This is a genomic window from Chryseobacterium sp. LJ668, assembly GCF_019613955.1.
GTDB lineage: Bacteria > Bacteroidota > Bacteroidia > Flavobacteriales > Weeksellaceae > Chryseobacterium.
This window is the reverse complement of the sequence record NZ_CP080443.1, coordinates 806,428-826,970: the sequence shown is the minus strand read 5'-3', so window position 1 is coordinate 826,970 and position 20,543 is coordinate 806,428. Positions and strand designations below refer to the sequence as shown.

The 20,543-nt window shown below is 34.3% G+C and carries 22 protein-coding genes and 1 tRNA gene; 16 read left to right on the top strand and 7 right to left on the bottom strand.

Annotated features, from left to right (window positions below; genetic code table 11):
• Positions 1-2: 2 nt before the first annotated feature.
• From K0U91_RS03930 to K0U91_RS03910, 5 genes are all read left to right on the top strand, one after another.
• Positions 3-302, top strand: coding sequence for a hypothetical protein (locus K0U91_RS03930; RefSeq protein WP_220180623.1), 300 nt, complete (start codon positions 3-5; stop codon positions 300-302).
• Positions 303-305: 3 nt separating this feature from the next.
• Positions 306-791 carry a Coq4 family protein gene (locus K0U91_RS03925; RefSeq protein ID WP_220180622.1) on the top strand — a complete coding sequence of 162 codons (486 nt, stop codon included), beginning with the start codon at positions 306-308 and terminating at the stop codon, positions 789-791.
• Between the two features lie 34 nt (positions 792-825).
• Entirely contained in the window at positions 826-2,199 is a 1,374-nt protein-coding gene (locus K0U91_RS03920; RefSeq protein ID WP_220180621.1) for a DUF4153 domain-containing protein, read from the top strand.
• Positions 2,200-2,236: 37 nt separating this feature from the next.
• A complete protein-coding gene (locus tag K0U91_RS03915; protein ID WP_220180620.1) occupies positions 2,237-2,779 on the top strand; it encodes a hypothetical protein in 543 nt (180 codons plus the stop codon).
• Positions 2,780-2,894: 115 nt separating this feature from the next.
• Positions 2,895-3,410: a hypothetical protein gene (locus tag K0U91_RS03910; RefSeq protein ID WP_220180619.1), complete on the top strand. Its 516-nt coding sequence runs from the start codon at positions 2,895-2,897 to the stop codon at positions 3,408-3,410.
• Between the two features lie 68 nt (positions 3,411-3,478).
• Here the strand turns inward: K0U91_RS03910 and K0U91_RS03905 are convergent, their stop codons facing one another.
• The 3 genes from K0U91_RS03905 to K0U91_RS03895 form a co-directional block, all read right to left on the bottom strand.
• Positions 3,479-4,363 carry a hypothetical protein gene (locus K0U91_RS03905; RefSeq protein WP_220180618.1) on the bottom strand — a complete coding sequence of 295 codons (885 nt, stop codon included), beginning with the start codon at positions 4,361-4,363 and terminating at the stop codon, positions 3,479-3,481.
• Between the two features lie 215 nt (positions 4,364-4,578).
• Positions 4,579-5,028, bottom strand: coding sequence for a D-aminoacyl-tRNA deacylase (dtd, locus tag K0U91_RS03900; protein ID WP_220180617.1), 450 nt, complete (start codon positions 5,026-5,028; stop codon positions 4,579-4,581).
• Complete coding sequence (locus K0U91_RS03895) at positions 5,028-5,486, bottom strand: hypothetical protein (RefSeq protein WP_220180616.1); 459 nt, start codon at positions 5,484-5,486, stop codon at positions 5,028-5,030. Before K0U91_RS03895 ends, dtd begins: the two co-directional genes overlap by 1 nt.
• 109 nt (positions 5,487-5,595) lie before the next feature.
• On the opposite strand from K0U91_RS03895, the gene greA reads away from it, so the two are divergent.
• The 7 genes from greA (at position 5,596) to K0U91_RS03860 (ending at position 11,445) form a co-directional block, all read left to right on the top strand.
• The gene (greA, locus tag K0U91_RS03890; RefSeq protein ID WP_219971676.1) at positions 5,596-6,066 is read left to right on the top strand and encodes a transcription elongation factor GreA; all 471 of its coding nucleotides are present in this window, start codon (positions 5,596-5,598) and stop codon (positions 6,064-6,066) included.
• A 39-nt stretch (positions 6,067-6,105) separates the two neighbouring features.
• Complete coding sequence (locus K0U91_RS03885; protein ID WP_220180615.1) at positions 6,106-6,495, top strand: HIT family protein; 390 nt, start codon at positions 6,106-6,108, stop codon at positions 6,493-6,495.
• A gap of 61 nt (positions 6,496-6,556) precedes the next feature.
• A complete protein-coding gene (gene clpX, locus K0U91_RS03880; protein ID WP_219971678.1) occupies positions 6,557-7,744 on the top strand; it encodes an ATP-dependent Clp protease ATP-binding subunit ClpX in 1,188 nt (395 codons plus the stop codon).
• A 72-nt stretch (positions 7,745-7,816) separates the two neighbouring features.
• Positions 7,817-9,766 carry a T9SS type A sorting domain-containing protein gene (locus K0U91_RS03875; protein WP_220180614.1) on the top strand — a complete coding sequence of 650 codons (1,950 nt, stop codon included), beginning with the start codon at positions 7,817-7,819 and terminating at the stop codon, positions 9,764-9,766.
• A 16-nt stretch (positions 9,767-9,782) separates the two neighbouring features.
• A complete protein-coding gene (locus K0U91_RS03870; protein ID WP_258561923.1) occupies positions 9,783-9,983 on the top strand; it encodes a signal peptidase in 201 nt (66 codons plus the stop codon).
• A gap of 60 nt (positions 9,984-10,043) precedes the next feature.
• Positions 10,044-11,327: a peroxiredoxin family protein gene (locus K0U91_RS03865; RefSeq protein WP_220180613.1), complete on the top strand. Its 1,284-nt coding sequence runs from the start codon at positions 10,044-10,046 to the stop codon at positions 11,325-11,327.
• Positions 11,328-11,371: 44 nt separating this feature from the next.
• Positions 11,372-11,445, top strand: a tRNA-Met gene (locus K0U91_RS03860).
• A 556-nt stretch (positions 11,446-12,001) separates the two neighbouring features.
• On the opposite strand, the gene K0U91_RS03855 is transcribed toward K0U91_RS03860, so the two are convergent.
• The 4 genes from K0U91_RS03855 to K0U91_RS03840 all read right to left on the bottom strand — a co-directional run bounded on the left by K0U91_RS03855 (position 12,002) and on the right by K0U91_RS03840 (position 16,051).
• On the bottom strand, positions 12,002-12,955 hold the full coding sequence (locus K0U91_RS03855) for a DUF3810 domain-containing protein (RefSeq protein WP_258561922.1): 954 nt from the start codon (positions 12,953-12,955) through the stop codon (positions 12,002-12,004).
• A 91-nt stretch (positions 12,956-13,046) separates the two neighbouring features.
• Positions 13,047-14,816 (bottom strand): MFS transporter, encoded by a 1,770-nt coding sequence (locus K0U91_RS03850; RefSeq protein WP_220180612.1) that lies wholly within the window; start codon positions 14,814-14,816, stop codon positions 13,047-13,049.
• A gap of 47 nt (positions 14,817-14,863) precedes the next feature.
• Complete coding sequence (locus K0U91_RS03845; protein ID WP_220180611.1) at positions 14,864-15,589, bottom strand: lysophospholipid acyltransferase family protein; 726 nt, start codon at positions 15,587-15,589, stop codon at positions 14,864-14,866.
• 3 nt (positions 15,590-15,592) lie between these two features.
• Positions 15,593-16,051, bottom strand: a complete 459-nt coding sequence (locus tag K0U91_RS03840) for a GtrA family protein (protein WP_219971683.1) — start codon at positions 16,049-16,051, stop codon at positions 15,593-15,595.
• A 229-nt stretch (positions 16,052-16,280) separates the two neighbouring features.
• Between K0U91_RS03840 and K0U91_RS03835 the strand changes: the two genes are divergently transcribed.
• The 4 genes from K0U91_RS03835 to ruvA all read left to right on the top strand — a co-directional run bounded on the left by K0U91_RS03835 (position 16,281) and on the right by ruvA (position 20,541).
• Positions 16,281-16,544 (top strand): hypothetical protein, encoded by a 264-nt coding sequence (locus K0U91_RS03835; RefSeq protein ID WP_219971684.1) that lies wholly within the window; start codon positions 16,281-16,283, stop codon positions 16,542-16,544.
• Positions 16,545-16,630: 86 nt separating this feature from the next.
• Entirely contained in the window at positions 16,631-17,482 is an 852-nt protein-coding gene (locus K0U91_RS03830) for a BadF/BadG/BcrA/BcrD ATPase family protein (protein ID WP_220180610.1), read from the top strand.
• Positions 17,483-17,498: 16 nt separating this feature from the next.
• Positions 17,499-19,787, top strand: a complete 2,289-nt coding sequence (locus tag K0U91_RS03825) for an NADP-dependent malic enzyme (RefSeq protein WP_219971687.1) — start codon at positions 17,499-17,501, stop codon at positions 19,785-19,787.
• A gap of 169 nt (positions 19,788-19,956) precedes the next feature.
• Positions 19,957-20,541, top strand: coding sequence for a Holliday junction branch migration protein RuvA (gene ruvA, locus K0U91_RS03820; protein ID WP_220180700.1), 585 nt, complete (start codon positions 19,957-19,959; stop codon positions 20,539-20,541).
• Positions 20,542-20,543 lie beyond the last annotated feature (2 nt).

Sequence of the window (20,543 nt, the reverse complement as noted above, 5' to 3'; positions counted from 1 at the left end):
ATATGGACAACAAAAAAATCATCTCATTAGCGAAAATTTTCTTTTGGGTTTCATTTATACTCGGAAATATTTGTCTTTTTGGATACATTATTTCTAAAAATGATGTATTTGCATTAACTGGATACTTTCTTTTACTGATTGGTACAGTCATTAATCTGATGTTAGTTATAGGCTTGATCGCTTATGGTTTAGCTAATAATGCTCAACTTAAAATTTGTATGAAAGCATCAGCAATTATCTGTATCAATATTCCATTTGCAATTCTATATTATTTCATCGGAATGTCACTCCTAAATCTTTAAATTATGAAAAAAATACGCATTAAATTCCTGCTTTTCGTTTATGACAAAACTCAAAAATTGTATAGGAAGTATTTTAAAAAGAAAAAAAGGCAGTGGCAGTTTAACGAAAGACAGCTGCTGGAGTTTCAGGAAGATTCTCTGGGTAGAAAACTGGGCGAATTCTACAAACGCCACGGCTTTACCATGATCCCCAAAATGGAAAACCATGATGTGCATCATCTCCTCACTGATTTTGGAACTAACTTCGAAGACGAGATTGCCATGCAATTCCTGCTTCTCGGAAACGGAAAAGCCAATGCTCATCTTTTGGCAGCAATAGGTTTGGGGATTGCCATTCTTCCGGAATATTACAAAATGTACATCAGTGCCTACAAAAAAGGAAGAGATATGAGAACATTTTATCATGTTGATTTTGAAGAGCTTCTTTGGCAAAATTACGAACATGTCAAAGACTTTTTCAGAAACAAAGAAATTCAGGTTTTTTATTAACCTCAATCTCAGCTTTAACCTCAACCTTAAAATTATGAAAACACATCACTATATATTTCTTACAACCGCTTTATTCATTATTGTATTTTACAACGAAAATGTGGGTCTCAATCTCGGAATTTTGGGGATTGCTTATTCAGTTCTCACTTTATTTAAAACTCCAGAAAGAAACAGAACAAAAACTTTCCTTATTCTATTGGGCACAAGTGTAATTTCGAGTATTGCTTTTGCCTGGTACGGAGATTTTCCATCACTTTTAGCGGTTGTAAGTTCAGTTTTACTTTTGTCCTACCGATCAAAAAACAGAAGAATGAAGATTCTTCTATTGATTCCTGTTTTTGTCGTCAATTGTTTCACATTTATCTGCCGTTTTTTCAATTTTGATTCCTGGCTTCCCAAAACAAATACTTCAAGTCTTTTGCAGAAAACTTTAGCTTTTATCGTAATTCCAGTAGTTTTAATTTCAATTTTCTTTGGTATTTATTCTGCAGGAAGTGATCACTTTGCCGGTATTTTTACAGATTATGAAATTGATATTAATATTTGGCAGCTGTTATGTATCTCTGTTTTGGGATTTTTTATCGCATTCAATTATTGGAACTATACTGTGGAAAAATTGATCTACAAACAAAATGATATTCTTGGCAATGATTTTTCAGAAAAAGATACCATTCAGAAACCGACCTATTCATTTCTGGATCTAAATTCTGAAAGGATGAGCGGTGTGATTTCCTTCTTTTCATTAAATATATTACTGATATTCTTTATTATCACATTCAATTATGAGCAGTTTTATGAACAGGTTAAATCCCCGAATCAGTTATCTGAAGAAACTCATGAAAGAGTAGGTGCAGTGATTATGTCAATCGTCATGGCGATTTTAGTAATTATGTTTTATTTTAAATCTAATTTCAATTTTGATCCGAAAGCAGGACTAATGAAAGTTTTAGTTAAAGTTTGGATTGTGCTTAATGCTGTTCTGGTGGTTTCTGCAATGCTGAAAAATATTGAATACATCATCAATTACGGGTATACTTACAAACGTTTGGGTGTTTGTGCATTCCTTATTTTATCGCTGATTGGTTTGGTAATGACTTTTATCAAGATCCAGATGAAAAAAAGAAATATATTTCTATTTAATACCATGGTGTGGTATTTTTATGGAACAGTTTTGGCTTGCAGTTATATCAATTGGGGCGGAATTATTACTTCTCAGAATATCGGGCGGAATAATTTTGATGCGAACTATCATTTAAAATCCGTCAACTTCGGTGAAAAGTATTTACTGAAATATGCCGAAGAAAAACAAAACACACAGCTGAAAAAAGATGTTTTAGAAAAGGTAAAATCCGAAAGGTCAGATACGTTTCTTTCGAAAATCTTTTACTACGAAACAGTAAATGAGTAAAGTTTACAAGATCCTTTTGGGTTCTAAATATATTATTATGAAAAAGTCAGTTTTATTATTTATTCCATTAATCATCCTTTCCTGCAAAAAAGAAGTGCCTGTTACAGAAACAACGATGAAAGATTCTATAGTCGTGACTGACCAGCCATCTCCACAGTCTGATCTGGAATCTCTCGATACGCAGACCAGAGATTCTTTAATCAATAATGCTGCAGTTACAAAAGAGGTACTGCGAACCGGGGTTATGCGTGAAGAAAAAGATAGGGTAATTATAAGAATGGCTGATGGTGAGCGTCTTCCTTTTACCATCGGTGAAGAATTTACAGAAAAGCATGATAAGCTGATTTTAAAAATAGCCAATTTTAATAAATCAAAAATATCGGCAAAAATTGACACCAAGCAGAAGGATTTTAATATCAGGTTCAACCAGATTAAATTACCAGACGGGAAAATGGATGGTCCATTCATGAGAGAGATTACTTACGATGTACCGAAACCGGGAGAAGTATGGTTGATCATCGGGAAAAATAATATGGCACACGGAAAAACTACGGGTAGCTTTTCGGTGACCATAGAATAGTTTTGGTATAGTTTCTGCAAATCAATAATTATAAAATTAATTTTAGCGAAATATTTCATATTTCATAATCTGCAGTAAATGCTCAATAAAATACACCTTAAAATAATATCTATTTATGAAAAATATATTTTCAACAGCAATTATAGCTTCGGCAGCATTGGTAAGCTGCGGAACTGTACAGTCGGTTATCCAGAACACATTTCCTTATACCGCAAATGTTTTGATCTCGACCGGAGTTCCTGCAAATAAAGAGGTATCTTCAACAGCAACCGCTACCAACGTGCAGACGTGGTTTGGCGGGAATAATAATGCACAGATAAAAGATGTTCGCATTTCAGATGCTAAAATATCTGTCGTATCGCCTGTAGGTGGTAATTTAAGTGCCTTAAAATCGGTAAAAGTTTATATATCGTCGAGCGGAACGGCCGAACAATTAGTGGCTTCAAGATCTGATATTGGATCTAGCGCATCAAGCTTAAATTTAGATTTGAACAGCGACACAGGATTTTTGGATGAGGTTGTAAAAAGTACAGGCGTTACCGTAAGAACGGTTTACGAACTTAAAAATCAGACAAGTTCTGATATGAATCTTAAAATAGCTTTAAATTTCAGCAGTGTTCCGGTAAGATAAGATATTGAAATAAATATAAAAAGTGCTTCTAAAAATTTGGAAGCACTTTTTTATTGTATAATTTTAATTTATCTGATTTTGTAAATCGATAGTTCTGCTGATTTATCTGTAATTGCACCTAAACTTAAACCGCCCTGTACGATCCCGAATCTTAAAATATCTCCGGCTTTTAATTTATAAATATGGCTTATTTGCCCTTGTGTTAATGTTACATTAGCTACAACTAACCCAATACCTAAAATACTTCCCAGATCTAGAAGATTCACGCTGCCAAAATACCTGTAATCTAATGCAGTGGTTGCAGCACCGGCTGTTTTTGTAATAATAAGTCCAGGGCGGGCTCCTGTTAACAACTCTGCTGAAACACCCTGTCCTGTTCTGAAACTATAATTAATGTAGTATATGCCGTCTGAAGGCACATTATAAACGTTACTGCTTATTTGTGAAGATGGAATTTCAACATTAAAAATTGCAGTTGAAGTATTGGTTAAAGGAATATAGTTAACATTAGAACCTAATAAATTCAACGATAAACTGATGAGAGCAACATTTCCGGAGGCTTTGAGTGCATAAGTTCCGCTTGTGGACTCAGTTTCAATTTCCATAACCTTATTCCAGACTCCTTTAGAGGTATTGGGATGTGTATAATTTGCATCATAAACAAAAAAACCTCTGCTTCCTACGTCCTGAGTTTTAGGTTCTGTAAGCGGATCAGGATTGGTTACCGGACTTGTTACATAGACAATCGCACCATTTTGGGCAGCAGAGTAAGCGGCTGCTTTCATTCGTAAAGAGTCACCCGATATCCTAGGAGGAATAATGCCATCCGGAAAGGTGAGTTCAGTTCGCTTTTGAATATGTAAGCTAGATTTAGGATTGTTTATGTTAATTCCAACTTGCGCTGATATATTCATCCCTAACAAGAGAATAAATAGTGAATATGTTTTTTTCATAACTTTTGATTTGGACTATAAATTTAGCCAAATATTTGCATATAATGCAACAATAAATATTTATTAATGCAGATAATTTACTTTACAAAGCTTTAAGTTATGTATAAATAAATGTTACATTTTGTAACTATTTCATTTATATGTGATATAATATATGAATACGAGCAAAAATCTGCCGATATTACAGAAAAATTTACAGGAAAAGATGTGTAGTGCTAATTTTTTGTCAACGAATCCATAACAATAGTCACCGGGCCGTCATTTATAAGTGCCACATTCATATCTGCACCAAAAATTCCACTTTCGGTTTTTAATCCTGATTTTGTGATATTACTTTTAAAATACTCAAACAGGGGTATTGCTTTGTCTGGTTTTGCAGCTTTGATAAATGAAGGACGGTTTCCTTTTTTGTAATCAGCGATCAGCGTAAACTGGCTAATGCAGAGAATTTCGCCAGCTATATCTGTAATCGAAAGATTGAGTTTGTCATTTTCGTCACCGAAAATTCTGAGATTTAAAATTTTTTGAATGAGCCAGTCGGCATCGGTTTTTTCGTCATTATCGTCAATTCCTATAAGAAGCATAAGTCCTTTTCCTATTTCCCCGACTATTTTTCCTTCAACCTGCACGCTTGCTTCCGATACTCTTTGAATAACAACTTTCATTAATTATAAAGATTTAGATTTTTCGTTGCCGCATCATAGCTCCAAAAGTAAGTTTTTGGTGGAACAGAAGAAACTGCTGTTGGTTGACCTGTGATTAAAATCCATGTTGCATTGTCTTTCGGACATATGATGCTGATGTTATCTTTAATTTCAAGAGTGGTATTGTTTTCAGGACAAAGATGAGGAGCATTTCTGTCATACACTTTAAATGAAGCCGGAACATCTGCAGTTCTTACCACGATAAGACCGCGTGTTCCCGATTGCTGCTCGTCGATGTAAATTGGCTGTCCTACATAATTTAAATCATTATATGCTGCCAGATTTAAATTTAAATTAACACTAATTGGTGAGTCCGGAAAACAACTTACCGTGTCTTCTGTGCTGCCACATGAGTTTATGTTTAATAAACTGAAAGTCAATAAGATGAAAAATGATATGATTGAGAAAGTTTTTTTCATTTCAATATAAATTTTTATATATTTGTAAAACAATAACGATTAACGCGCAAAAACATTGTCCGACAAATGTCGGATTATTTTTTTATACTAAAACTAAATTTTAAAAATTATGGCGAGCTATGTAACTAAGGAAGGATTAGAAAAAATGAAAGCCGAGCTTGAGCAATTGGAAAAGATAGAGAGACCTAAGATTACTCAGCAGATAGCAGAAGCAAGAGATAAAGGAGATTTGTCTGAAAATGCAGAATATGACGCAGCCAAAGAAGCACAAGGAATGCTGGAAATGAGAATTTCTAAACTGAAAGATATTGTCACAACTTCTAAAGTAATCGACGAAACCCAGCTTGATACCTCAAAAGTTTCGATCTTAACTACAGTGAGGCTGATGAATAACGATACCAAAAAAGAGCAGATTTTTAAACTGGTACCAGATAACGAAAGTGATTTGAAAACGGGAAAAATCTCTGTCAATACACCTATCGCAAAAGGATTGCTAGGAAAGGTCATCGGTGAAAATGCTGAGATCGTTTTACCAAACGGTAACAAATTGTCTTTTGAAGTATTAGAAATTACTCTTTAATAAAATTTGTATTCGTAACACCTAACTATAATTTCTATAATGAGCTCAATATTTGCAAAAATCATCAGTGGAGAAATTCCGGCCTATAAAATTGCAGAAAACGATCATTTTATTGCATTTCTGGATGCTATGCCTTTGGTGAAGGGGCATACTTTGGTTATTCCCAAGAAAGAAGTTGATCTTATTTTTGATCTCGAGAGCGAAGAATATAAAAACCTTTGGGGCTTTGCTCAGGAAGTAGCTAAGAAAGTGAAAAGTGCAATTCCATGCATCAGAATTGGAGTAGCGGTTGTGGGTCTTGAAGTTCCACATGCCCATATTCATCTGATTCCGCTGCAGAAGGTGGAGGATATGAACTTCAAAAATGAGCGCCTGAAATTATCTGTGGAAGAATACAGAGAAATACAAAATTCAATAATTAATTCTTAACAAAATAAGACGTCGTAAAAAGGTAATTTTTACGACTTTCTTTACTTATATTTAAATTAAAATGAATGCAAACCAATGTTCTTTCTGTGGCAAGAAAAGAAATGAAGTGCAAATGCTGGTCTCGGGACAAAACGGATTTATTTGCGAAAACTGTATCGAGCAGGCACATTCTATCGTTAAAGAAAGCGTTTCTCCGGCAGGTTATTCTCCTGCAGAAAGCATAGACGAATTAAAAAAACCTAAACAGATAAAAGAATTTCTTGACCTGTATGTAATAGGTCAGGATCAGGCAAAAAAGCAGCTTTCTATCGCTGTTTACAATCATTACAAAAGACTGTTGCACGCAAAAGACGAAAACAGAGAGGTTGAATTGGAGAAATCCAATATCATTATGATTGGTGAGACAGGAACGGGTAAAACTTTATTGGCAAAAACAATTGCCAAAGAATTGAATGTTCCTTTTTGTATTGTAGATGCAACAATCTTAACTGAAGCAGGATATGTGGGTGAAGATGTAGAAAGCATCTTGTCAAGACTTCTGATGGTGGCAGATTACGATGTAGAAAAGGCAGAAAAAGGAATTGTATTTATTGATGAAATTGATAAAATCGCAAGAAAATCTGATAATCCAAGTATTACAAGGGATGTATCCGGAGAAGGAGTACAACAGGGTTTGTTGAAGCTTCTTGAAGGTAGCATCGTGAATGTACCACCACAGGGAGGAAGAAAGCATCCGGATCAGAAATATATTCAGGTGAATACGCAGAATATTCTTTTTATAGCAGGTGGTGCTTTTGATGGTATCAAAGAAATTATCGAAAGAAGATTGAATAAGCAGGCGATCGGTTTCAGCTCAGAAAAAATCAACAAAGCAAATGAAGATGATTATATATTGACAAATCTTAATGCGATCGATCTGCGTTCTTTCGGATTAATTCCTGAACTTCTCGGAAGGTTTCCGATCATTACTTATCTGGAAAAACTTACTAAAGAAACTATGATCAGAATCATGACAGAGCCAAAGAATTCTATCACTAATCAGTTTATAGAACTCTTCAAGATGGACGGAACAAAGTTGATATTTACAGAAGGCTCTATTGATAAAATTGTAGAGGAAACAATGGAAAAAGGTTTAGGAGCTAGAGGATTACGAGGGACTACAGAAAAAGTACTAGAAAACTACATGTTTTCAATAGGTGAAGACGAAGAAATCATATTAACGGATGATAATACTTTGATTAATAAGTAAATTTATATTTTTTTTCAAAAAAAGTTATATCTTTGCAGGTGAAGATTGTATTAACCCTAAATATAATGCACAATGAAAAAAAATTTATTTACTATAGGACTTATAGCACTTAGCTATTCTGTTCATGCTCAGAATATTCTATTACATGTAGGCGATACTGCTAATATGTATGTGAGCAAAGGTACCCTCGTTTATAATGGTGGCGGAATGCAAATGAAAGGTACTGGAGTACTTGAAAATCATGGTAATGTTATGGTTTCAGGTAGTGCCACAGATTCATTTAAGACTATTGATGCGGCAAATGCCGATAAAACAGAAGCCACCGGAGGCGGCAATTTTGTTAATAAGCTTAATGAAAATGCATCCTACAATTCTCCGGGAGTGTCTTCAGTTTATACTTATGGACAGCTATTTATTTCGGGTATTCCTCAGACAAATATTACCGGTATTGTAGATCAGGAGTTTAGAGCTATTAATCATGGTACTTATCAGCAGATAGGTCTACCTTTTTATGACAAAACAGTATCCACGCTAAGTACAGAATTAGGGAAAACATTCTCAAATACGAGATATTCTCAAAATGAAGTTCTTACTTGGGATAACGCAACGGTAGTGTCTAAAAATGTTCCTGTTACAACAAAATTAGGAGTGACCAACCCGGGAACAGCTTATTATATGCTGGGAGGTTTAGGACTTAATGTTAGCTCCTTAACAAGAACTCTTAAAGGGCGACCATTGACAGATATTGGAACTACGGTAACTTTACAAAATGCTGGCTCTACTGTAACCTTTGGTACAAACGGCAATAATACAAATCAGTATAACGAAAAATATAATACTTACCTTCAGGATGCTTTCGATGCTGGTTCAGGCGTATGGCAGGGAACATATGGTAAAAATATATACCAGTTTGCTAATCCATTTATGACCAATCTTGATCTTTCTAGAATTGCAATCACCGAGGCAGCTGTAATTGGTGACGGAATAAACCTAACCACGATCCGTGGATTAAGATTAGAAGTTTCAGGAGTAACAACAACTCAAGCGGGTGGTACCGGTTCTAGCTCATATAAATTTATCACATTTGCGTCGGGTGTACCGACAGGAGATGTTCGAGATATGATGGTAAGACCCTTGGGAACTTTTGTTATAAAACTTAACAATAATACAGCGGTTAATCCTAATAATCTTCTTAATTTTGCTAATCTAAGAAGATTTAATTATACACCTAGAGCAGCTACTACAGATTATGGTATTACTGCAAATAAAAATGTAGATACAGGTACTGTAAAACAACTGGGAGTAATTGGTCTTGATGTAAATGGCGATGAAGTTGGAAGAACATATTATGTTGTATACCCTAATGGTTCAACAGGACATTCATCTAATGCTCTGACTCAGGTTACCAATAGCTCAAGCAGTATATTAGGAACTTTTGAAGAAGCTCTAACAGGAGGGTATGATAACAATTTTACTTCTCTATATTGGTTGTACATCAATGAAGCTAATGAAAACACTTTCCAAGGAAAAAATATCAAGCTGGTAAATTACGATCTTAATACTATTAAATCGTACAAGTTTGAAATTAGAGAAAATGCAGAATTGGTAAATACAGGAACACATCAACTATCTACCGGTATAGGATTTTATTACAAAGCTCCGAATGGAACGGTGATGGCAGCCAGTCAGGATGCTGTAATTCCTGTTACTGGGTCGGAATACGACCTTTATTACGGTTTGCCGGATAGTGTTTTAAATACTGAAACCACCACTGCTAAACCTTCCAGAACAATGGTAATTTACAATCCCGAAATTACCAATTATATCGTTAGGTTTGATCCTTACTGGAAGAAGGCAGATATTGAAGTTTTTGATATGAGCGGTAAACTTGTGATCTCTAAAAAATCAGTGAATACCTCTTCAGATTTTGTGATCGAACTAGACCACTCACTGAAAAATTCTTATATAGTGAAAATTGTTTCTGATAAAGGAGAAACCGTTAATACTAAAATATTAAAGTAAAGCACAATTTAAAAAGATGAATAAAATTTTAACCCTCGTTTTTATTTTTGCAGCATTGTTTGCAAATGCACAGCCGCCGAACCCTGGTGGTGGTGTTGGAGGTGTTGGTCCTGGCCGACCAGCCTCGCCGATTGATATGTATGTTTATATTTTAGCACTTGCAGCAATTCTACTGATTGCCTTTTTTGCTAAAAAATATAAGACACAAAAAATATAATTATATATTAAAATATTTTAAACTCTCTGATTAGTCAGGGAGTTTTTTTATTTTTACAGGATGAAAAAAATATTCGTATTATCAGGGATTTTATGTGCATTCTCATTACATGCACAGTTTTCAGTCAACGTTGAGACTCCGGCAGATTTTAAAGAGCAGGAAGCAATTTTATACACACTCAGTGGCTCAAAAGATATTATAGTTACAAAAGAACAAAACAAAAACAACTCCTGGATTTTTAAGTACCCGAAAAACTATTCAGGGATGATGAAAGTTTATTTTCCAAATACCAATAACAGCATCAGTTTTATTTCTGAAAATAAAAACGTCAGCATAAAACTTGAAACCCAGAATAATAAAATTAAAAATATAATCTACCAGGACGAAGCCAATGAGTTGATGAGTACCATTCAGGAGTCATCTCAGAAAAAAGAACTGATACTTCCTGCATTGTCGCAAATCAAAGATTATTATAAAGACAATACAGACTTTGGGAAGGCTTTAATCGCCGAGATGGGAAGGCTTTCAGGATCTTCAACTATTGATGCTGCCAAACATCCTTTTATTTCCTACTACAATACTAATTATGCTAAATTTTTAACCACTGATACCACTAAGAAAGCTACTCAGGATGAAGTTATTGATTTTTTTGATAAATCTAATGATATGCTAGAATCTTCCTCGTTGGTAAGGCCTATTTTAGTGGCTTACCTAAATGATGGCGGAAATACAAACGTTACGCAGTCTGTAGATAAATTACTCGCCCGATTGAAAGTTGAAACACCACGCGGACAAATTGTGCTATCTGAATTAATTGATATTTTTGATGTCTATGAAATGACCGAATTTAAAAATAAATATTTGTCTTTAGCAAAAAATCTTAAATGTACGATTACAGACAGATTAGCATCTACGCTGAAGTCAAATGCCAATGTAGAAATTGGAGCAGTATTTCCAAATTATAAGTTTCAGTCTGTGGTAAACACAACGGCAAAATCGATCGCTGATGTAAAGGCAGATAAAAAAGTGGTCGTTTTTTGGTCTTCAACATGTTCTCACTGTGAGACTGAGCTTCCAAAACTTTTAGAAAAATATAATGAACTAAAAGCTAAAAATATTCAGGTGATCGGTCTTTCATTAGACTCTGATAAAGACTCTTACAGCAAGAAAATTGCAGCATTCCCTTGGATAAATGATTCGGAATTACGAGGCTGGAATAGTACCTATGCAGAAACCTATAATGTACATGCTACACCAAGCTATTTTATTTTAGATGCTAACAACAAGATTATCAGTAAACCAGACCATGTAGGCGATGTTTTGACGTATTTAAATCTAAAATAATTTTGGTGAATGTCAAATATTTTATATATTTGCACCACCAAACCGGCGAGGTAGCTCAGTTGGTTAGAGCGCAGGATTCATAACCCTGAGGTCACGGGTTCAATTCCCGTCTTCGCTACAAAAAACCCCTTTTTATAGGGGTTTTTCTTATTATATTTAATAGCATTTCTACATGCTATACACCACCATTTACTCTCACTATAAATTTATAAATATCATTTTTAAAAAACATGTTTGAAGTCATAATTCAAAAGATTTTCTAATCAAAAACGTATTGTCTCAAATTTATAAATAATATCAATTAGTGAATTATTATTGTTTTCTGAATTTTTATTTTTTATTGTAATTTTATATTGGATTTATAATGTAATAAATGTTGTAAGTTTTTGTTTATTTTTTAATATCTAATTGATTTGTTTGTTGATTTTTATCCATAGAGAAAAAATCATAAAAAAGTTGTAAATCATCAAATTGGGAATTATTTTAACATCAAACTTAAAAAATCATAAAGTTTTCTTAAAATTGAAATAAAAGATCATTTATAATTTTGAAATTAAAAATATTGTTGTACTTTTACCAAGCCTTGAATGAGGGAACAAGTCAAGGTAATAAATTTTTTTTCATCATTTGTGTTTTTAGAATCGTATCTTAGGATACGATTCTTTTTTTATATTTTACTTTTCGTAATGCATAAGCAGATCGACGAAATAGGAGTAAGTCACAGATCCTTCCTGTTGATTACTTTTAAGAAAGAGATTGTTGGTGAAACCAAAAAAATCGTTTAACCATCCTTGATGTTCAGTTACAAACTTTCTTTCATACATTCGGTCTCGCTTCATGGCTGTAGAATAATTTTTAAGCAAATCATCGACAAACTTTTTATCTTCATAAACAATAGAGTTTAATAGACTTTTTAATGTAAAATATTCTGTACTGTATTTAAGTTCAGAATTTGATGAATTGATACCTATTAAATATCCAATAAAGTTTGCTTCCTGCTCACGGGCAAATCCAAGCTGATGAGAGCTTTCGTGAGCCAGCGTAAACGGCAGGTAAGAAGAAGGTAAATCTGCATTATAGTGAGCTTCTGAAGTAAAAGGATTATAATATCCTAAAATACCTGTAAAACTCATCACATTTTTAAATAAGCTTGGCTTAAAACTGTTGATATCAGCACTTTTTTTATCTGTAATAAAAGAAGGAATTTGAGTTTGCTGCCTGAGAATTTCTGACTGTATACTTTTCAGATCATTAACCTTAAAAACACCCTGATCATCTTCTTTTACCAAAGATCTTGTCTGTTTGCACTTTTCTAAATATTTTAAAGCTAAATTTTTTCTTTTTTCTAATGTAATTTCTGCTATCGGAAGTTTGAGAATAATCGGTGTCTGAAAATAGAGCATTCCCCAAAAAATCTGATAAGTGAAGTAAAAGATATTGATAAGAACTAAAGCTTTAATGATTGCAGCTTTTCTGTTTTTTTTACGACAGCACAAAATGATCAGATATATAATACAAATACCGGATAATACATACAATACATCTCCAATTGAAATAGGAATCCATGAGAATACAAGCTGATGGGTTTTCTTTTGAATTTCAAAGAAGTCTTCAAACAAGGAAACCATGATCCGCAACTTTGAACATATAAAAAACAAAAGAATTTGGACAACTAAAATAGCTGCCCAAAATCTCTTTTTATGATATGTTTTTGATTGATTAATGCGCACCATCAGACTCTAAAACGTCAACATTAATTCCCTGCTTACTTAAAGCTTTTCTTGCCATGTAAGCAAAAACAGTGATATAAGCAAAACATAATACCGGAATGATATATGAACTGTGAATACCAATAATATCAGAAAGCTTCCCTTGTAATGGTGGAATAATACCCCCTCCCAAAATCATCATTACTAAAAATGCGGAACCTTGAGCTGTATATTTTCCTAATCCTGTAATAGCTAAAGTAAAAATAGATGGCCACATAATACTACAAGCCAAACCTCCGGAAAGGAATGCATAAATAGCAATGTTACCTGTTGTAAGCAAACCAATAACCATTGCGGTTACTCCGAATAATCCGAAAATAATCAGAGTTAAAGCCGGCTTATTTTTACTTACTAAGAATAAGATCACCTGAATTACAATACAAATTGCATAATAATATAAATGCGACATATCCTTTTGCGCAATCATATTAATTCCAATGATAACAAAAAATGCCACAAAAGGAACGATAATCGTTGCAATCATCTGCTGTTGTTTATTCAAATTGAAAACGCTGATTGCTCCTGTCCATCTACCAATCATTAAACTTCCCCAATACATAGAAATATAAGGAGCTAAATCAGATGATTGATGACCACCAAATTCCGGTAAACTTAAAAGTTCGCCCAAATTACTTCCGATGGCAACTTCAACTCCTACATAAGCAAGGATTGCAAGCATTCCTAAAACAAGTTGAGGATATTTCATAGCGCCCCATCCTTCAGGGTTTTTCTTAGAACTTGTATTTGCATAAACAAGACATAGAACTACAGCTAACAATGCGCCACCTAAATAGTACATTCTTTGCTTTTCTAATGGATGTTTTACTTCCTGTAATTCTACCTTTTTAGTGTCAATATTTTTTTGAATCGTTTCAATATTTGCAACATTAGTTTCAGCTTTTTTGCTGTTGTCTAAAGCTGTTATTTCATTACTGATAACTTCAATTTTTTTAGCAGCATCAGAGTTATAACTTGCAAATACAGGAATGAAACAGATAATTACTAAAGCAGTCATTGCAATCAGATTTTTTCTTGCTTTTCCTGCCTTTTCCATTGGTTCTGTAGAAATTCCTGCAGGTAGTTTTTTAGAAAAATAAAAGATTCCGGCGGCGATTAAAAATAATGCTCCAACTGCGGTATACAATAAAATTACTTTGTCTAAAGGTAAATGTTTGATCTGATCGTTATCAACGGTAGCCGTCGTTCCGAAAAGAGCAAGACCCACGATGATAGGACCGATTGAAGTACCAAAAGAATTTACACCTCCTGCAAGATTTTGTCGGCTGGTTCCTGTTTTTGGATCACCCAAAAGTACAGCAAATGGGTTTGCTGCAGTCTGCTGGATAGAAAAACCTAATGCTACTACAAATAAGCCGATGAGCATCCCGTAATATACATTACTCTTTACAGCGATAATCATGATTGCAGCACCTACAGCGGAAAGTAGGAGCCCATACACAATACTTTTTTTATAGCCCCATTTTCCAATGATGTCGATACCCTTTATTGTACTGGCAATAAAAAGGAATAATGCACCAAGAAAATAGGCGGTGTAAAATGCGAAATCGATCAGCTGTGACTGAAACTGGTCTAGTGAAAAGTAGTTTTTACAGAATGGAATGAAGATACTGTTCCCTGCTGCGATGAATCCCCAGAAGAAAAACACCAGTATAAGTGTATAAAGTGCGGGGTAATTAGTTGGTTGAGTTGTTTTAGACATATTTGTTTTTAAAAAATCTTAACAACAAATATAATTTTTTTCTTTGATTAACTACGTTCAGTTAAAGTTTTTTTTATTGTCTCAAATGAAGACAATTTCAAATCCTTTGGAGAATCACTCGGAGCTATAATATCATTAAAATATACTTTCACTTTTCCGGGATAGCCTTTTGAGTTATCAAACGGAAACATTTCTTTTAAACCAATAAAAGTAAATACTGCAATCGGCGAATGATGCTTGGAAGATAAAGTAAATGCTCCGTCTTTAAACTGATCGAGAACTACTGATGTATCATCAGGAACACCTCCTTCCGGGAAAAGTACAATACTGTTTCCTTCTTCCATCTTTTCGGCACATCTTCTGTACACATCGGCACGACTTCTTGGGCTGTTTCGGTCAACCATCACACAAATTCTTTTATAAATCGTCCCAAAAATAGGAATTTTCACAAGTTCTTTTTTGCCGACATAGCAAAGTGGGTGATTAGGAAATAAAATGCACGGAAGCATAATGTCCATGATTGAAGTATGATTCGAAATCACAACATATTGTGTGTTTTTATCGATTTTCTTGTCAGTGAGATTAATGAGTTCATATCTCATACCCATTCCGTAGAAAACTCCGTAACACCATACTCGGATAAAAATATAAGCATATTTATAAGTTTTCTCATTAAGAGAAAAGAGATAGACGGGCAACCCCAAAATAATCGTCAGCAAAAATGCCAGCACAATCAGCCAAAACCTCCAGAGATAATTTAAAATCTTTACCACAAATCAACCATTAAAAATTACTTTCTTCTTCACCGAATAGTTAAGAATGGAAACCAGCAGAATCGCAGCGATTTTACTGATCATTTCGGGACTCAAGGTATAAAAAATTAAATCAATATTATCTTTAAATATAAAACTGTAGAATATCTGGAAGAAAAATAAACTCACTAAAGTTGAAACAAAAGAAACTCCCATGAAATATACAAATTCTCTCTTTTTAGAATGTTTTCCTCTTTCAAAAACAAACCAGATGCTGAGAAAATAATTCGATAAAATACCACAGCTCGTAGAGAATATATTACTTAACGGATAATGTATACCATTGAAATTTTTCTCATTTAATATAAATTGCGGAAGATAAGTGCTCAATATCTTAAAACTTCCAATTTCAACAATAGCACTCAGTCCGCCTGCAATGATAAAAAACAGGACTTGTTTGTGGCGCAGCAATAGTTCTCTCATGTAATCTAGTAATGTGCAAATTTATAACTATATGTTAAACAGTGAAAAAAGATGTTAAAGTTTTTTTTCTCATCAAAATAATTTCTAAATTTAATTTCTAGAATAAAAGGAGACATACCTGATAATAAATTCATTTTCAACTTACTCTGTTGATGGTTTTTCTATCTTGTACTAATTGATTGAGGCAGCTCGCTCAAATTTTACACATCAAAATAATCAAAATATTTGTATGAAATCTCAAAACAAATACAGGAAATTTCAGCTTCAACAGAAAAATATTGAAGCTTTGGAAAAAGAAAATACTCGTTTCAAAAGAGTCTACTCAGAGTATGAAAATATGTCTAATGAACTTTGGAATCTTGAAAATACAGAGGGCAATTCTGTTCCCGATGACTTTATAAATGCCATGGTAATGCAAACTTCCTATCTTGAAGAAGAGATAGAGGACTGGCTCATACAGTTTAACGAAAATAAAACCGAAATCAAAAGCTGAGCTTAATCATTAAGAGGGTATCCTTATCTGTTTTTAAGGGCTATTTAAAGATAAATTCATAATTTAGCACTCTTAAAATAAGAATTATGATTGCTATTGTTGATAGTGGTTCTACAAAATCAGACTGGGTAATTTTAGACGAATTCAAAAATGTATTCCTAAAAACTGAAACCATTGGCTTCAATCCCAATTTTATCAGCAGAGAACTTATTGTTCCGGAAATAGAAAAAAATACAAGCTTAACAACTGTAAAAAACTCTATTACCAAGATTTATTTCTATGGTTCAGGATGTGGTGTGAAGCAAAATCGCGATACTATCGAACATGAAGTAGGCAGAGTTTTCATTAATGCTAAAATCACCGTAAAAGAAGATTTGGCTGCAGCAGCATATGCAGCATATAATGGTAAACCTGCAATCGTTTGTATTATGGGTACTGGTTCCAATTCTTGTTATTTTGATGGCGAAAATTTAAAAATAAAACTTCCTTCACTTGGTATTCTAATCGGTGACGAAGGAAGCGGAAGTGCTATTGGAAAACAATTGGTACGTAGATATTTTATGCAGAAGCTTCCCCAAGATCTTCATATCGAATTTGAAGAAACTTATCACCTCACTATTGATGAAGCGCTGATAAATATGTATCACACGACAAGGCCGAATGCTTTCCTGGCAGATTTCAATAAATTTGTGGTCGAACGAAAAGATCATCCCTATTTTATAAAGATGGTTTCCGAAGAGATGAAGAATTTCTTCGAATACCAGGTTCTTCCATATGAAGAATCCAAAGAATCCGAAATTAATTTTATCGGGTCAATTGCTTATTATTACGAAAATATTCTACGTTCTGTAGCTTCAGAACTTCAACTGAATGTGGGACACGTTGTACAAAAACCTATCGAAAGTTTAGTCAGCTACCATATTAAATATATACTTTAAATAAACAGAAAATTCTATGTCGAATAAAACTCACCGCGACGAAAAAAATTTCAATCAGGCCGCGTTAGATTACCATAAAGCAGAACCGAAAGGAAAAATTGAAGTCATTCCTTCAAAGCCGCACTCTTCGCAAAGAGATTTGTCACTGGCATATTCTCCGGGAGTTGCCGTGCCCTGTATGGAAATTCATCACCATCCTGAAACCGTTTACGATTATACAGGAAAAGGAAATCTGGTTGCCGTAATCTCAAACGGAACTGCAGTTCTCGGTTTAGGCGACATCGGTGCGGAAGCTTCAAAGCCGGTAATGGAAGGAAAAGGTCTTTTGTTTAAAATCTTTGCTGACATCAATGTTTTTGATATAGAAATTGACGAAAAAGATCCGGATAAATTTATCCAGATCGTAAAAGGAATCGCTCCCACTTTCGGTGGTATCAATCTTGAAGATATCAAAGCCCCTGAAGCTTTTTATATCGAACAGAAGTTAAAAGAAGAGTTGGATATTCCGTTGATGCATGATGATCAACACGGAACGGCAATTATTTCTGCAGCTGCTTTAATTAACGCGCTTCAGATTGCCGGCAAAAAAATCGAAGAAGTAAAAATGGTTGTCAATGGAGCAGGAGCGGCAGCTGTTGCCTGTACCAATCTCTATATTTCTTTAGGTTTGAAAAGGGAAAACGTATTGATGTGCGACAGCAAAGGAGTCATCAACCATAAAAGAGAAAATCTTACCCCCGAAAAAATAGATTTCGTTGCCCATACCGATATCGACACTCTAGAAGATGCGTTAAAAGGCTCTGATGTTTTCATTGGTTTGTCTAAAGGAAATGTGATGACGCCTGAAATGTTGAGCAGCATGGAAGAAAACCCGATCGTTTTTGCATTGGCAAATCCCGATCCTGAGATCGCTTACGACTTGGCACTTGCGACCAGAAAAGATGTGATCATGGCGACTGGAAGAAGTGATTATCCTAATCAGGTGAATAACGTACTTGGATTTCCATATATTTTTCGTGGAGCATTGGATGTTCAGGCAAAAGGAATTAATGAAGAAATGAAACTGGCAGCCGTTCATGCAATTGCTAATTTGGCTAAAGAACCGGTTCCTGAAGCGGTAATTTTAGCATATAACGTTCAGAATTTACAGTTCGGAAGAGAATATTTTATTCCTAAACCATTTGATAACAGGTTAATTACTAAAGTTTCAAGCGCAGTTGCTAAAGCAGCGATTGACAGCGGGATCGCAAGAAAAACAATTGCAGATTTCGACGAATATGAAACTCAGCTTCTCGACAGAATGGGAAGAGATGAGAAATTGGTAAGAATGATGCAAAACCGTGCAAAAGCAAATCCTAAAAGAATTACTTTAGGGAACGCTGAAGAATATAATGTTTTGAAAGCTGCTCAGATTTTGTATGAAGAAGGAATAGCTTATCCTAGTCTTTTAGGTGATAAAAAATACGTCAAAGAGCAGATGGAGCGCTTCGGAATCAATATTGATGTTCCCATCATTGATCCGAGTGACGACGATCAGAAAGAAAACAGAAAAAAATACAGGGAAACACTTTGGAAACTTCGTCAAAGAAAAGGGATGAACGAATACAAAGCAAAAAGATACGTTCGCCAGAGAGATTATTTTGGTCCGTTGATGCTTAGACATGGCGATACAGACGGATTGATAGTAGGTTTTTCTAAAAATTACGTTTCTACTTTAAGACCTGTCTTGGAAATAATCGACAAAGATAAAGGGGTTGAAAAAGTAGCGGCAATGATGATGATTTTATCTGAAAAGAAACCGATTTTCTTTGCAGATACTTCCATTAATCAAAATCCTACGGCTGAAGATTTGGTAAATATTGCTAAAATGGCAGAATATACCGTTAAATCTTTCGCTATCGAACCGCGAATTGCTATGTTAGGTTTTGAAAATTTTGCAGCCATTTCGGATACTTCAAAAAAAGTAGCAAAAGCGGTAAGTATTCTTCATGAGAAATTCCCGAAAATGATTGTTGACGGAGAAATTCAGCCTGATTTTGCGATGAATGCTGATCATTTGAGTGATTATCCTTTCTCAAAATTAGGAACAACTCCTGCAAATACATTTATCTTCCCGAATTTGGAATCTGCTAACTTATCTTATAAGATTATTAGAGGAATGAAGGTTGCACAAGTAATAGGACCCATTTTGATGGGACTGAAACAACCTGTTCACGTTTTACAGATGCGTTCAAGTGTTGATGAGATTGTGAATCTGGCAACGGTTGCGGTTTTAGATGCGCAAAGAAGAGAAGCTAAGAAATAAAATCATCACTTCAGTTATATAAAAAACTCCAACTTACTTTGGAGTTTTTTTGTTTTTTAAATCAAATCATTGTCTTTGCCATGACAAAAAAAGTTAAATATCATTCTTGTGTTAAATGAATTTATTACTTAGTTTAAATTACTATATTTGGAAGTTATAAAAATTAATGATGATATTTTCTTTACAAGGAATTGTTCAGGAGCTTACACCGACTTATGTGGTAATCAATGTCAATGGCGTTGGGTACTATGTAGGCATCAGTTTAATGACCTCACAAACCCTGATTCTGAATCAGGAAACCATGCTTTTCATTCAGCAAATCATACGCGAAGACGCACATTTGCTTTTCGGTTTTAAGACCCGTTCTGAAAAAGAAATGTTTAATCTCTTAATAAGTGTTAATGGCGTGGGTGCCGTTTCAGCACTGATATTACTGTCCACCTTAAGTCTTTCCGAGATCGCTACAGCCATACTTTCCAAAAACAGTGCCGTTATTCAGAAAGCAAAAGGTCTGGGAACAAAAACAGCTGAGCGAATCATCGTTGATTTGAGGGATAAAGTACAGAAATTCGGCAGTGCAGAAGAAAATAATTCTGCGCTGATAAATAATAAAAGTAAGGATGAGGCGTTATCTGCATTAGAAGTTTTAGGGATTTCTAAGAGAATGAGTGAGAAAATTGCTGATCGTATTATTAAGCAAGATCCGGAGATTTCTGTTGAAGAATTGGTAAAACAAATTTTAAAAAATATTTAACT

What these genes read in the sequence shown, in the direction of transcription:
- K0U91_RS03830 (WP_220180610.1), top strand. Translation starts at nt 16,631, where the DNA reads ATGATTGCTATTGTTGATAGTGGTTCTACAAAATCAGACTGGGTAATT.
- K0U91_RS03875 (WP_220180614.1), top strand. Translation starts at nt 7,817, where the DNA reads ATGAAAAAAAATTTATTTACTATAGGACTTATAGCACTTAGCTATTCT.
- clpX (WP_219971678.1), top strand. Translation starts at nt 6,557, where the DNA reads ATGAATGCAAACCAATGTTCTTTCTGTGGCAAGAAAAGAAATGAAGTG.
- K0U91_RS03855 (WP_258561922.1), bottom strand. Translation starts at nt 12,955, where the DNA reads ATGGTTTCCTTGTTTGAAGACTTCTTTGAAATTCAAAAGAAAACCCAT.
- K0U91_RS03850 (WP_220180612.1), bottom strand. Translation starts at nt 14,816, where the DNA reads ATGTCTAAAACAACTCAACCAACTAATTACCCCGCACTTTATACACTT.
- dtd (WP_220180617.1), bottom strand. Translation starts at nt 5,028, where the DNA reads ATGAAAGTTGTTATTCAAAGAGTATCGGAAGCAAGCGTGCAGGTTGAA.
- greA (WP_219971676.1), top strand. Translation starts at nt 5,596, where the DNA reads ATGGCGAGCTATGTAACTAAGGAAGGATTAGAAAAAATGAAAGCCGAG.
- K0U91_RS03930 (WP_220180623.1), top strand. Translation starts at nt 3, where the DNA reads ATGGACAACAAAAAAATCATCTCATTAGCGAAAATTTTCTTTTGGGTT.
- K0U91_RS03910 (WP_220180619.1), top strand. Translation starts at nt 2,895, where the DNA reads ATGAAAAATATATTTTCAACAGCAATTATAGCTTCGGCAGCATTGGTA.
- K0U91_RS03905 (WP_220180618.1), bottom strand. Translation starts at nt 4,363, where the DNA reads ATGAAAAAAACATATTCACTATTTATTCTCTTGTTAGGGATGAATATA.
- K0U91_RS03920 (WP_220180621.1), top strand. Translation starts at nt 826, where the DNA reads ATGAAAACACATCACTATATATTTCTTACAACCGCTTTATTCATTATT.
- ruvA (WP_220180700.1), top strand. Translation starts at nt 19,957, where the DNA reads ATGATATTTTCTTTACAAGGAATTGTTCAGGAGCTTACACCGACTTAT.
- K0U91_RS03840 (WP_219971683.1), bottom strand. Translation starts at nt 16,051, where the DNA reads ATGAGAGAACTATTGCTGCGCCACAAACAAGTCCTGTTTTTTATCATT.
- K0U91_RS03895 (WP_220180616.1), bottom strand. Translation starts at nt 5,486, where the DNA reads ATGAAAAAAACTTTCTCAATCATATCATTTTTCATCTTATTGACTTTC.
- K0U91_RS03835 (WP_219971684.1), top strand. Translation starts at nt 16,281, where the DNA reads ATGAAATCTCAAAACAAATACAGGAAATTTCAGCTTCAACAGAAAAAT.
- K0U91_RS03870 (WP_258561923.1), top strand. Translation starts at nt 9,783, where the DNA reads ATGAATAAAATTTTAACCCTCGTTTTTATTTTTGCAGCATTGTTTGCA.
- K0U91_RS03865 (WP_220180613.1), top strand. Translation starts at nt 10,044, where the DNA reads ATGAAAAAAATATTCGTATTATCAGGGATTTTATGTGCATTCTCATTA.
- K0U91_RS03925 (WP_220180622.1), top strand. Translation starts at nt 306, where the DNA reads ATGAAAAAAATACGCATTAAATTCCTGCTTTTCGTTTATGACAAAACT.
- K0U91_RS03825 (WP_219971687.1), top strand. Translation starts at nt 17,499, where the DNA reads ATGTCGAATAAAACTCACCGCGACGAAAAAAATTTCAATCAGGCCGCG.
- K0U91_RS03885 (WP_220180615.1), top strand. Translation starts at nt 6,106, where the DNA reads ATGAGCTCAATATTTGCAAAAATCATCAGTGGAGAAATTCCGGCCTAT.
- K0U91_RS03915 (WP_220180620.1), top strand. Translation starts at nt 2,237, where the DNA reads ATGAAAAAGTCAGTTTTATTATTTATTCCATTAATCATCCTTTCCTGC.